This window comes from Pannonibacter sp., assembly GCF_051860505.1.
GTDB lineage: Bacteria > Pseudomonadota > Alphaproteobacteria > Rhizobiales > Stappiaceae > Pannonibacter.
Genome location: NZ_JBHYDX010000011.1, coordinates 127,833 through 140,430 on the forward strand (window position 1 = coordinate 127,833; position 12,598 = coordinate 140,430).

At 65.2% G+C, this 12,598-nt stretch carries 11 protein-coding genes; 6 read left to right on the plus strand and 5 right to left on the minus strand.

Features of this window, described 5'->3' with window-relative positions; translation table 11 throughout:
* Window positions 1-12 precede the first annotated feature (12 nt).
* The 5 genes from ACTIFE_RS09980 to ACTIFE_RS10000 all read right to left on the minus strand — a co-directional run bounded on the left by ACTIFE_RS09980 (window position 13) and on the right by ACTIFE_RS10000 (window position 5,408).
* Window positions 13-303 (minus strand): type II toxin-antitoxin system RelE family toxin, encoded by a 291-nt coding sequence (locus ACTIFE_RS09980; protein ID WP_439528999.1) that lies wholly within the window; start codon window positions 301-303, stop codon window positions 13-15.
* Window positions 293-541, minus strand: coding sequence for a type II toxin-antitoxin system Phd/YefM family antitoxin (locus ACTIFE_RS09985; protein ID WP_439529000.1), 249 nt, complete (start codon window positions 539-541; stop codon window positions 293-295). Before ACTIFE_RS09985 ends, ACTIFE_RS09980 begins: the two co-directional genes overlap by 11 nt.
* 108 nt (window positions 542-649) lie before the next feature.
* Window positions 650-2,092: a glutamine synthetase family protein gene (locus ACTIFE_RS09990; RefSeq protein ID WP_439529001.1), complete on the minus strand. Its 1,443-nt coding sequence runs from the start codon at window positions 2,090-2,092 to the stop codon at window positions 650-652.
* Entirely contained in the window at window positions 2,089-3,462 is a 1,374-nt protein-coding gene (locus ACTIFE_RS09995; RefSeq protein ID WP_439529002.1) for an aspartate aminotransferase family protein, read from the minus strand. The genes ACTIFE_RS09990 and ACTIFE_RS09995 overlap by 4 nt, the downstream gene beginning before the upstream one ends.
* Before the next feature lie 683 nt (window positions 3,463-4,145).
* Window positions 4,146-5,408: a cysteine desulfurase-like protein gene (locus ACTIFE_RS10000; RefSeq protein WP_439529003.1), complete on the minus strand. Its 1,263-nt coding sequence runs from the start codon at window positions 5,406-5,408 to the stop codon at window positions 4,146-4,148.
* 386 nt (window positions 5,409-5,794) lie between these two features.
* On the opposite strand from ACTIFE_RS10000, the gene ACTIFE_RS10005 reads away from it, so the two are divergent.
* From ACTIFE_RS10005 to prmB, 6 genes are all read left to right on the plus strand, one after another.
* Window positions 5,795-6,955: an ABC transporter ATP-binding protein gene (locus ACTIFE_RS10005; protein ID WP_439529004.1), complete on the plus strand. Its 1,161-nt coding sequence runs from the start codon at window positions 5,795-5,797 to the stop codon at window positions 6,953-6,955.
* Window positions 6,948-7,889: a carbohydrate ABC transporter permease gene (locus tag ACTIFE_RS10010; protein ID WP_439529005.1), complete on the plus strand. Its 942-nt coding sequence runs from the start codon at window positions 6,948-6,950 to the stop codon at window positions 7,887-7,889. The genes ACTIFE_RS10005 and ACTIFE_RS10010 overlap by 8 nt, the downstream gene beginning before the upstream one ends.
* The gene (locus ACTIFE_RS10015) at window positions 7,882-8,727 is read left to right on the plus strand and encodes a carbohydrate ABC transporter permease (RefSeq protein ID WP_439529006.1); all 846 of its coding nucleotides are present in this window, start codon (window positions 7,882-7,884) and stop codon (window positions 8,725-8,727) included. The genes ACTIFE_RS10010 and ACTIFE_RS10015 overlap by 8 nt, the downstream gene beginning before the upstream one ends.
* 40 nt (window positions 8,728-8,767) lie before the next feature.
* Window positions 8,768-10,048 carry an ABC transporter substrate-binding protein gene (locus ACTIFE_RS10020; RefSeq protein WP_439529015.1) on the plus strand — a complete coding sequence of 427 codons (1,281 nt, stop codon included), beginning with the start codon at window positions 8,768-8,770 and terminating at the stop codon, window positions 10,046-10,048.
* Window positions 10,049-10,167: 119 nt separating this feature from the next.
* Window positions 10,168-11,013 (plus strand): metallophosphoesterase family protein, encoded by an 846-nt coding sequence (locus ACTIFE_RS10025; RefSeq protein ID WP_439529007.1) that lies wholly within the window; start codon window positions 10,168-10,170, stop codon window positions 11,011-11,013.
* Between the two features lie 423 nt (window positions 11,014-11,436).
* Window positions 11,437-12,405 (plus strand): 50S ribosomal protein L3 N(5)-glutamine methyltransferase, encoded by a 969-nt coding sequence (gene prmB, locus ACTIFE_RS10030; protein WP_439529008.1) that lies wholly within the window; start codon window positions 11,437-11,439, stop codon window positions 12,403-12,405.
* Window positions 12,406-12,598: the final 193 nt, after the last annotated feature.

Genomic DNA, 12,598 nt, shown 5'->3' on the forward strand with positions numbered 1-12,598 from the left:
GCGCATGGGCCCTCACTCACCCTTGCGGCGGGCGGCAATCTTGTAGGCCTCGTTGCGTTCGCGTTTGCCGACGGCCACAACGAGGACCAGAAGCTGGCTGTCACGAACCTCATAGACCAGCCGATAGCCCGCACTGCGTAACTTGATCTTGTAACGGTCGCTGGCGCCATGCAGACGAGCCGAGGGGACCTTCGGGTTCAGCAGTCTGTCCGCAAGCCGGGCCTTGAACTGATCACGGATCGTGTTGTCGAGCTTGCGCCATTCCTTCAGGGCTTCGTCCAGAAAGGCAAGCTCATAGGTCATCCAGCGTCACCTTGTGGATGGCCTGGCCCGCCCGCGCATCCGCGATGGCATTCAATTCCAGATCCTCGATACGCTCCAGAATGGCCTCATAGGTCTTTGCCGGAATGCAATAGAACGCGGGTTCGTTGCGATTGAGGATCGCAACCGGAAAGCCTTCACCTGCCGCAACGGTTCCCATCGGGTTCTTCTTCAGCTCCGAGATGCTGGCCGTGGTCGATGCATGAATGTGATGTGCCATTTCGAGCCTCCTTAAGTGGTCTCTAAATAGCACCCGAAACAGGTCTTTTCAATCAAAGTCACCAGCCTATAGCAGAGTTCCGAAATCCTGCGAACCGGAAACGCACCACTACACCCGCTCGAGATAAAGCTCGTAGTCGATGTCGGGGATCGTGCGGGCAACGCGCGCATATTCCGCCGACTTGATGGCGGTGAAGGTGCGGTGCAGATCGTCGCCCAGCGCTTCGCGCAGGAATGCGGACGCCTTCGCCACCTCGATGGCCGAGCGCCAGTCGCGCGGCATGGCGGCAGAGGAACTGTGCACCGTCGAGGACACGGTGTCATAGCCGTTGCCTGTGGTCTCCGGCCCCGGATCGATCTGGTTGCGCAGGCCATGGCGGATGCCGGCCAGCACGACGGTGGCAACCAGATACGGGTTGGCATCGACGCCGGAGGGGCGATGCTCGATGCGCCGGGCGGACGCCGCTCCCGCCGGCACGCGCAGGGCGACCGAGCGGTTGTTGACGCCCCAGCTGGTGGAGACCGGCGCATAGGACTGGCTGGAGAAACGGCGCCAGCTGTTGGCATGCGGCGCAAAGACCAGCATCGCATCGGCCATGGTGGCGCGCAGGCCGCCGATGGCATGCAGCAACCGCTCGTTCCACGCGCCTTCGCTGGCTTCGGCGAAGACATTGCGGCCCTGCCCGTCCGCCAGCGAGACATGGAAATGCATGCCCGATCCGGCCTTGTCGCCAAAGGGCTTGGCCATGAAACAGGCAATGATGCCGTGCCGCCGTGCCGCCAGCCGGACGATGCGCTTCAGCCGGATCAGGTCATCAGCCGCCTTCAGCACGTCGGTGCGGTAATGCAGGGTCAGCTCATACTGCCCCGGCGCATATTCGGAGATCACCGTTTCCGCCTTGATGCCGGCCTTAGCTGCTGCGGCATAGATCTCGGCAAACAGCGGCTCCATGCCGATCAGGGCATCGACGGAATAGACCTCCGTGGCGCTGGCAGGGCGGCCATCCAGCACCGCCGCCGCCGGCTGGACCTTGCCATCGGGCCCGCGCTCGCGCGCGAGCAGGAAGAACTCCAGCTCGAAGGCCCCGGCCGGATGCAGCCCCTCGGCCGCCAGCGCCTGGACCTGGGCGGCCAGGACGTGGCGGGGATCGGAGGTCATCGGCTTGCCATCGAGCGTGTAGAGCGACAGCAGCACCTCGCCGCGCGGCGGATTGGTGCCGGCAAGCGCAATGAGACTGCCGGGAACGGGCCAGGCGCGCATGTCGCCGTCGCCCTGGTCCCAGACGAGACCAGTCTCGTCCACGTCCTCGCCGCAGATATCGAGACCGAGAATGGAGACTGGCAGGTGCCGGCCGGACTTGTAGATCGGCAGCAGCTCGTGCCGGCGGATGATCTTGCCCCGGCCGACACCGTTGCAATCGGTCAATACCAGATCGAAGGCCTCGATCTCCGGATGGGCAAAGAGGAAGGACTCGACCTCGGCCAGCGTCGCGCCGGACGGTGATGCGCCCTGAGAGGATGGGCCATGAGAGGACTGGGTGGTGGTGGTCATGCCATCATCTCTGCCGTGATCGCATCGAACGCGGCAACGAGCCGGTCGATCTGCGCATCGGTGGTTGCCGGGCTGACCAGCATCATGTTGTGGAACGGCGCGATCAGGCAGCCGCGATTGACCAGCGCCGAATGCAGCGCCTGTTCCAGCGCCGGCTTGTGCGCGGTGTAACTCTCGCTGCCATTGCGCAGCGGCGTTTCCTGGCAGATGAACTCCACCCGCGCGCCGACCCGCACCACATGCCAGGGCGCCCCGTGGCGCTGGATCGCATCGGCCAGACCGCTCGCCAGCCGCGCGGCGCCAGCCTCCATGTGGGCATAGTTCGCGGCGGTCATCACCTCGGACAAAGTCGCCCGCATGGCCGCGAACTGCAGCGGATTGGCCGAGAGCGTCGTGCCGATGCCAGAGAAGCCGGCGGGCCGCACCGCATCATAGGCGCGGTAGCGCGCGGCGACCGTCTCACTCATGCCCCAGACAGCGGCCGGCAATCCACCGGCCACCGGCTTGCCGAGGACGAAAAGATCGGGCTCCAGTCCGTGCGTGCGCGTGTAGCCGCCAAGGCCGGAGGAGACGGTGTGCGTCTCGTCGATGATGAGCAGCGCGCCATGCTTGCGGGTGAGCGCCCTGAGCCCCTCGTGGAAACCCGGATCGGGCAGCACCATGCAGGAGTTGGTCATCACCGGCTCGGTGATGACGGCCGCCACATCGCCATGCGCCAGGGCGGCTTCCACCCCGGCGAGATCGTTGAACTCGGCGACGCGGGACGTCACGCCGAGATCCACCACCTGGCCAACCAGCCCGGGGCGGGCGACGGTCTGGCCGTCCACCTCGCGCACCATCGCGTCATCGACCGCACCATGGTAGCAGGCGGCGAAGAACAGGATCTTCGGCTTGCCCGTGACGGCGCGGGCCGCGCGCAAGGCAAAGCGGTTGGCATCCGAGGCGGTGGTGGCGATCTGCCAGACGAAGGGACCGAACATCTCGCGCAGGAGCCGGCCGACCTCCAGCGCATCCGGTGTCGGCAGCATGTAGGTGAGGCCTCGCGAAGCTTGCGCCGCGATGGCCTCGGCCACCGGCGCGGGCGAATGGCCGAACATCGAGCCGGTGTCGCCAAGGCAGAAATCGTCGAGCGTGTTGCCGTCGATGTCGGTGATCAGCGCGCCCCGCGCCTCCGCCACCAGCATCGGAAAGGGCTGCGGCCAGTCGCGCATCCACAGCATCGGCACGCCGCCAAGGAAGGCCTCGGCCCCCGAGGCGAGTGCTGCCATGGTCTTCGGCCGCCGGGCCGCAAACACCTCCGCCTCGCGCTGGCGGATTGCCTCGATACGCCCGGCGGGCACGCCGCCGATCATCTCCGGACTGTTGGCCATTTTTCCCTTCTGTCCCTCGCGCGCCGCAGTGGCCTCCGGCCAACCGCCCGCACGCCAAATCAGGTCGGGCCGGATGTTAGCCAAGGCCTTTACGGTGTGGAAGGGGATGGTGCGGGGATGGCGCACCTCTCCCCCGCAAGGGTAGGGCTATCGCATATGAAGCCAGACGGTCCTCAAAGCCTATCAGCCCCCCTCCCCCTTGTGGGGAGGGGTGAGGGGTGGGGGGCACGGTGGCCGTTTGATCGCAAAGTGCGCGAAACACGCCCAGTCAGGAACACAGGTTACCTGGATTGCAGTCTGTCCCCCCCACCCCCAACCCCTCCCCACGAGGGGGAGGGGAGCGGAGAGGCTCCGACAGGGTTTGGTTTTAGGCGCATTCCCTGACATCGATTATGTGCCAGACTTCATATGCGATAGCCCTGCCCTTGCGGGGGAGAGGTGCGCCAGTAGACAGAGGGGGGTGGCGGCGTTGCGGCAGGCGATCAGCTTTCCTGCAACACGAGAGGCTGATTACCCCCCTCTGCCCCCTGGCGGGGGCATCTCCCCCTCCAAGGGGCAGAGGGAGCGGGGGCTTGGTCACGGACAAGACAGGCACCCTGCCCGCAGCGGAAGGTCCTGCGGTGCGGACGGATGAGGGAGAGGAGCAGCTTGCGCCCTTGCCCTCCTCACGACCACGTGAACCGTCAGGCAGCGCTCGAGGCAGCCGCTCTGCCAAGGATGCGCTCGAAGGCGGCGGTCAGGTGATCGACCTCCTCGAGCTTGTTGTAATGGACCATGGAGACACGAACCATGCCGCCCTCCCCGGTCTCGCCAAGAAATTCGGCAAGGCGGCGGGAATGAAAATCGCCGTGGCGGATGGCAACTTTCTCGTGGTCCATGGCGCGGCAGACATCGCCGGAATCGCGACCGTCGAAGCGGAAGGCAATGGTCGGAATGCGGGTGCCGTCGGCATTGGAGCGCTTGCCGATGATGCGGCAGTCGTTGCGCGCGCCGAGCCAGACGAGAAGCCGGTCGGTGAGCGCATTCTCCTGGGCCGTGATGGCGGCGAAGGCAGCGGTGATCAGGCTGCGCGTGTCGCCGCTGCCACCGGCGCGGCGGCCGATCTCGCTGAGGTAATCGACGATGCCGCAGACCGAATAGGCGTGTTCATAGCAGGCGTTGCCCGGCTCCAGCTTTGCCGGCACTTTGTCCCTGGCGTAGAAGTAGTGGTAGAGCGTGTCGAGCCCTTCGAGCAGCTCGTAGCGGCCATACATCATCGCGTAATGCGGGCCGTAGGTCTTGTAGAGGCTGAAGACGTAGTAGTCGGCGTCGCAGGCCTGCACGTCGACCAGCCGGTGCGGCGCATAGGCAACCGCGTCGACGCAGAGCAGCGCGCCACGGGCGTGGACGAAATCGGCGATCTCGCGCACCGGATTGATATGGCCGAGGATGTTGGACACGTGGGTGACGCAGACCAGCTTCGTGCGCGCGCTCATCAAGGGCGCAAGATCGGCGAGATCCAGCGTGAACGTGTCCCTGTTGAGCGGCCAGAAGCGCACGACGACGCCGGCCGCCTGCAGCCGGTCCCAGGGGCCGATGTTGGATTCGTGATCGCTGACGGTGACGATGATCTCGTCGCCGGGCTGGAGCTGGCCCTGCATTGCCCTGGCAAGGTTCTGCAGCAATTGCGTGGTAGACGCGCCGAAGACGATCTCCTCCGGCCGGCGGGCGTTGACCAGGTGCATCGCCGCCGTACGCGCTTCCAGCATGGCAGAAGCCGCAGCCAGCGAGACCTCGTAGGTGCCGCCGATCTGGACGTTCTTCTCGGTCAGGAAGGTGTTGATCCGCGCCAGCGCCGGCGCGCAGATCTGCGAACCGCCGGCATTGTCGAAGAAGGTCCAGCCGCGCGACAGGCCGGGGAACTGGCTGCGGACATGATCCACGTCCAAGGCGAGCGATGAGGGCATGCAAAATCTCCAGAAGCAGCCGATCCGGACAGGCGGCCTTTGCGATCCCGTGCTGGACCGGATCAGGCCGGCGGATTGACACGTTCAGGCAGACAAACATGAGAACCACCGGCACGCAAGCACCGGAGCATTTCCATCAAGACGGCCTCTCGGGACCCGCGTCTAACGTTGCGGGAAGCGTGCAACCCAACCTCCCGCGGAACGTGAAAGCTGCGTCAGACCAAGGGGTTCGAAGGCCGTCAGGTGACGTTCCATGTGACTGGAGCGACTGAAAACAGCAGATTTCCCGCCCGCGCCGCCTTCATCGTTTCGCAACAATCGCGATGCACGCCCGTCATTGAAGCCCCGTATGAAAGCCCCGCGTCTGAACGCGGAGAAGCGGGGCCATGGCCGGGATCGTTGTCGAGAATGTTACGAAGTCCTTCGGGGACACGAAAGTTCTGCGCGGGGTGTCCTTGAGCGTCGCCGAGGGGGAATTCGTCTCGCTGGTCGGCCCGTCGGGCTGCGGCAAGACCACCCTGATGCGGATCATCGCCGGACTTGAAAGCGTCACGTCAGGCGAGGTCGCCATCAGCGGACGTCAGGTGACCCGTCTGCGCGCGGCCGACCGCGACGTGGCGATGGTGTTCCAGAATTACGCGCTTTATCCGCATCTGACCGTGCGCCAGAACATGGCCGTTCCGCTGGTGATGCGCCGCCTGACCACGGCGGAGCGCCTGCCCTTTGCCGGCTACATCCTGCCCTCAGCCAAGGCCAAGCGGGCAGACATCCAGACTGATGTTACCCATGCCGCCGAGCTTCTCGCCATCGACGGATTGATGGACCGCAAGCCGGCGCAGCTCTCCGGCGGCCAGCGCCAGCGCGTCGCCCTCGGCCGCGCCATCGTGCGCAAGCCGAGCGCCTTCCTGATGGACGAGCCCCTGTCCAACCTCGACGCGGCGCTGCGCGTGACCACAAGGACCGAGATCGTCGCGCTGCACCGCCGCGTCGGCGCCTCGACGGTCTATGTCACCCATGATCAGTCCGAAGCCATGACCATGTCGGACCGCATCGCGGTGATGATGCAGGGCGAGCTGCTGCAGGTGGCCACGCCGGAAGAAATTTACGCGAATCCGGTTGATCTTCGCGTCGCGCGTTTTATCGGCTCGCCGGCGATCAACCAGATTTCAGCTGACGTGACCGCATCCGGCGTTGTCGAGGTGCAGGGCCAGCCGGTCGGGCTGGTGTCGCCAGCGCGCGGGCCCGTCGTCCTCACCATCCGTCCGGAAGACCTGACGCTTGGGTCGCAGGGGCTGGCCGGAACCGTCGAACATGTTGAATTCCTGGGTGAAAGCGTCCTGCTGCATGCAAGGCTTGACGCCGGCGAGCTGGTGATCGCCCGCGTCGCGCCGTCGGACCGAGCGCATCTCGGCCTCGGCCAGCCTGTGCGGCTGGCACTGCGACTGGACCGGGCGATGCTGTTTGCCACCAGCAACGAGCGCCTCGCCTGCGCGCCCTCGGACGACGTCGCCAGCACGCCGGTTAACCGGGAGGCAGTGAATGGCTGACGTTGCCCTGACCTCCGGTCCGGCCGTGCCGCGCAAGGGTGTTGCCGCGCGGCAGACGCGCGGCTTCGGCACCATCCTCGTCGCCTGGATGCTGATGCTGCCAGCCATCGTCACTTATGTGCTGATGATCCTGTTGCCGCTCGTCGCCGTGCTCGCCATGGCTTTCACAGATTACGAGTTCGGCGCACAAGGCTTCCGCTTCATCGGTCTCGACAATTTCGCCGAGATGCTGGGCGACCGGACCTTCGGCGCCTCGATCCGCAACACACTCGTCTATTCGCTGTTCGTGGTGCCGCTGTCGATCGGCATCGCACTGCTGCTGGCCGTGCTGATCGAGGCCGGCGCGCGCGGCCGCGCCTTCTTCCGGGCCGTGTTCTTCCTGCCGGTCGTATCGCTGACCGTGGCCATGGCCACGGCCTGGCAGTACCTGCTGCATCCCTCCATCGGACCGCTGAACGCGGTGCTGCGTGATCTCGGCCTTGGCACGCCCAACTGGCTGGGCGCGTCCGAATGGGTGCTGGTATCGCTGGGCTTCATCGGCGTCTGGGAAAACGTCGGCTTCAACCTGGTGCTGTTCCTGGCCGGACTGACCGCGATCCCGCGCGATCTCTATGCAGCCGCGGAAATCGACGGCGTGCGCAGCGGCTGGTCGAAGTTCTGGCTGGTGACCTGGCCGATGCTGGGGCCGACGCTGCTGTTCGTTGTCATCATCACCATGACCCGGTCGATCCGCGTGTTCGACACCGTGCAGACCCTGACCCAGGGCGGACCGAACAACGCCTCCGAGGTGCTGCTGCGCACGATCTATCAGGAAGCCTTCCACTATTTCCGCTTCGGCTATTCGGCCGCCGTGACGCTGGTGTTCCTCGCCATCGTGCTGGCGCTGATGCTGGTCCAGACGCGGCTCATCGACCGGCGGGTGCATTATGGCTGATCCGAACGCAACCCGGTCCCTGACCGCCGACCTGCCGCGCCTGTTGCTGCTGGGCCTTGCCGCCTTCATCGCGCTGGCGCCCTATCTCTGGATGATCTCGGTGTCGATGAAGCCGCAGAGCGAGGTCTTTGCCGCCTCGCTGGATCTCATCCCGAACGAACTGGCCTTGATCGAGAACTACGGCAAGGTGCTGGAGCGGGTGCCGGTGGGCACCTACAACCTCAACGGCCTGATCGTCTGCTTCGGCATCCTGGTGTTCCAGATCCTGTTTGCCGTGCCGGCCGCCTATGCGCTCGCAAAGCTGAACTTTCCCGGCCGCGACATTGTCTTCGGCTTCGTCATGCTGGGCCTGCTTGTGCCTTACCAGACGACGGCGCTGCCGCTCTACATCGGCTTTGCCACCACGGGCCTTCTTGACACCTACACCGCGCTGATTGCCCCGTTTGTCTGTTCGGTGTTTGCGATCTTCCTGTTCCGCCAGTTCTTCCGCGCGCTGCCCGATGACCTGATCAATGCCGCGCGGATCGACGGCATGGGCGAGTTCTCCATCGTCTGGCGTGTGATCCTGCCCAACGCCTGGCCGGCCGCCACCGCCTTTGCAATCTTCTCCGTGGTGGCGCACTGGAACGACCTGTTCTGGCCGTTGGTGGTGGTGCAGAAGGGCGACCTCTACACCCCGGCCATGGGCATCCTCGCCTTCCGCAGTGTCGAGGCCGGCGAGGACTATGGCGCGCTGATGGCCGCCGCCCTGCTCGTCACCGCCCCGCTCGTCATCGCCTTCCTGTTTGCCCAGCGACGCTTCATCGAGGGCATCACCATGACCGGTCTCAAAGGCTAGGCCGGTCCTTTTCCCAAGGACGTGAACCATGAGCATCGAGATGAACATCACGCGCCGTCACACACTCGCCCTCCTGGGCGGTGCGTCCGCAGGCCTTTTCATGCCGGCCATCGCCCGTGCCAATGTCACGGAAATCTCCGCGCATTACTCCATGCCGGCGATCTTCCAGCCGGCACAGGACGCGGTTCTCGCCGCCTTCTCGGCCAAGCACCCGGAAGTGAAGGTCACCTACGTCAACCCGACGCCGACCTATGAAGACGGCGCCCAGCTCTTGCTGCGCAACGCCACCACCGGCAACATGCCGGACGTGTCGTTCCAGGGCCTGAACCGTCTGCGCATGTTCGCCGAGCGCGGCATTGCCGTTGATCTCGCCCCGATGCTGGCCCAGCTGGGTGATCCGGCCGAATTCGGCTATTCCAAGCCGATCCTCGGCCTCGGCTTCCATGGCGGCATGCAGTGTGGTCTGGCCTTCGCCACCTCGAACCCGATCAGCTATTACAATGCCGACCTGTTCAAGAAGGCCGGTCTCAACCCGGACGCCTTCCCGACCTCCTGGGACGGCGTGATCGAGAACGCCCAGAAGATCCGCGCCCTTGGCAATGGCGTTGACGGCATGTTCTTCCGCTGGCCGGGCGATGACTGGATGTTCTCTGCCCTGCTCTACGGCCATGGCGGCCGCATGCTGAACGAAGCAGAAACCGAAGTCGCCTTCAACGGCGCCGAAGGCCTCGCCGCCCTGACCCTGCTCGACCGCTTCGTCAAGGAAGGCGGCATGCCGAACTATGCCGGCACCGCAGATCTGCAGGCCTTTGCTGCCGGCCAGCTGGGCATGATGTTCCGCACCACCGCCCAGGTCCGCTCGGTCGCCAACTCGATCGGCACCAACTTCGAGCTGCGCACCACCACCCTGCCGATCATCGACCCTGTCAAGGGCCGTCTGCCGACCGGTGGCGCCGGCGCCATGATCACCACCAAGGATGCCGCAAGACAAGAAGCAGCCTTCAAGTTCATCAAGTTCGCCACCTCGGCCGAGGGCACCGCACTGATGGCCATGAACACCGGCTACGTGCCGTGCAACCAGATCGCCATCGATGATCCGCAGTATCTGGGTGAGTTCTATGCCCAGAACCCGCTGTTCCAGGCCGCGACCAAGCAGGTCCACCTGATGCAGCCGTGGTACGCCTTCCCGGGCCAGAACTCGGTGCGCGTAACCCAGGTGATGGTCGACAACCTTGCCCGCATCGTCGAGCAGAAGGCAACGCCGGAAGTCGTGCTCGCCGACATGGCGACGGAAGTCGCGAAGCTGATCCCGCGCAAGTAATCAAGACCAGATGCAGCGCGGCGACCCGTCGCGCTGCATCCGCGCCGCCTATGCAGCCCACACCTTGAACCCCATCGTCTTCCCCTCTAACACCAAAAAAGACTACGCAAGAGGATCTCATGACCATTCGCATCGCCCAGATTTCCGACACGCATCTGTCGCCGGAAAAGCCGTTCTTCCGGGAGAATTTCGACAAGATCGCGGAAAGCCTGCGCGACACTCGCCCTGACATCGTCATCAACACCGGTGATCTGGCGCTGGATGGTGCCGACCACGAGGCGGATCTTCTCGATGCCCGCGCCGCCCATGACAGCCTCGGTCTTGAGTGGCATGCCATTCCCGGCAATCACGACGTTGGCGATCATCTGGATGTCGCGCGCCGCCAGCCGGTCAATGCCGAACGCCTTGAGCGCTACCGCGCTGTGTTCGGCCCCGACTGCTGGAGCCTCGATGTTCCGGGCTGGCGCCTTCTTGGCCTCAATGCCCTGACGCTCGGGCTGGATCTCCTCGGCGCTGCAGACCAGGAGATGCTGGTGCGCGATGCGGTGGCTGATCTCGGCGGCCGGTCGCTGGCGATCTTCCTGCACAAGCCGCTGATGGACGAAACCTACGAGGAAGACCTCACCAGCAACCGGTTCACCACCAGGGGACCGCGCCAGAAGCTGCTGGCCGCGCTCGGCGGTGTGACCCCGGCGATGATCGCCTGCGGTCACGTGCACCAGTACCGTGACACGACCGTGGCGGGAACGCGCCACATCTGGGCACCGGCCACCTCCTTCATGATTGGCGATCCCTGGCAGCCGGGATATGGCGTCAAGGCGGTCGGCTATGTCGAACACGCCTTCGAGGCCGATGGCAGCTTCACCCATCGCCTCGTCGGCGTGCGCGGTCTGGTGCACCACGACCTTGCCAACCATCCGGACGCCTATGGCGACGTCCGCGCCTGGGGACCGGGCAACGCCTGAGGGCGTGGGTCTGCAGACTGCTGTGTGCTGATGAGGCCGTTTCCTGATCCGAAATCCCGGGGGCCACATTCAGGTCTGATGGAACTGAAGCCTCTCCGCGCCCCTCCCCCTCGTGGGGAGGGGTAAGGGGTGGGGGGATCCACGGCAGGGCGCCAGACCATACCCCCGGTGAGGTTCCACAGGGAAAGGCGTTAAATGTTCCCGGGTGCTCAGTCTGCGCCCCCCACCCCCGACCCCTCCCCACGAGGGGGAGGGGAGCTGAGAGGCTGTGCTCTCCTGAATCAGAAGTGATGGCGGCGGCGGATATCCGCCAGGATTGCCCCCCAAATTAGCCACCCTTGCCCTTGCATTCTGCGGCGAGTTGCACAACAACTCGCGCCGGTTCCGGACGGCCGTCTCAAGGCGCGTCCGGGCGCTGAGAGGATGACCGAGATGCCGACCGCCGCCCACACATCTGTCCCTGGCCTTGCCATCGACCTGCGCCGTGATGTCCAGGACATGGTCACCCTCAAGGACGTGCTGCGTCTGGCCGTCAGCGCCTTCGAGAGCGCAGACCTCTATTTCGGCCATGGCTCGTCCACGGCGCTGGATGAGGCGGTCTTCATCATCCTGGAGACGCTGCGCCTCCCCGTCGACGACTTCAACACCTGGGCCGATGCCCGGCTCAGCGGTCATGAAAAGACGTTGCTCGGCGAGCGGCTGGCGCTGCGCATCGAGAAGCGGGTGCCGGCGGCTTATATCACCGGGCGCAGCTACCTGTTCGGCGTGCCGTTCAAGTCGGATGCCCGTGCGCTGGTGCCGCGCTCCTATATCGCCGAACTGCTGCGCTCGTCGCTGTTCGACGGATCGGATCCGGACGTGAACCTGATCCGCGATCCTTATGAGGTCACTTCGGTTCTCGATCTTTGCACGGGCGGCGGATCCCTGGCGATCTTCGCCGCCTATGCCTTCCCCAATGCCAGGGTGGATGCGGTCGACCTGTCGCCGGAGGCGCTCAGCCTTGCGGCCGAGAATGTTGCCGAGCACGGCCTGGAAGACCGCATAGATCTGCTGCAGGGCAACCTGTTCGAGCCGGTGAAGGGCCGCACCTACGACCTCATCATCACCAACCCGCCCTATGTCCACCCGGACGTGATGGACGTGCTGCCGGACGAATTCCGCCACGAGCCGGAAATGGCGCTGCACGGCGGCCATGACGGGCTGGATCTGGTGCGCGAGATCCTGAACAGCTACCGCGCCCACATGAACGAGGGCGGCGGCATCCTGTGCGAGATCGGCGAGGACCACGAGATCCTCGACGCCGATTACCCCGACCTGCCGTTCCTGTGGCTGGCAACGGAAGGCTCCGAGTCAGAAGTGTTCTGGCTGCCGGCGAAGCCGCAGTGGGGTTAAGGCGAGGTTGGTGATCAACCAAGCCCTCGTCGCTCCTGCGCAGGCAGGAGCCCAGTAGCCCCGGTCACAGTTGGTGAGTTCCACGTCCGTTTTCGACCAAAGAACAGCGCGGACTTTCGCCCGTGCGCTGCATCTGGCCGCCTCGATTACTGGGCTCCTGCCTGCGCAGGAGCGACGAGGGGGGGGGCGGGGG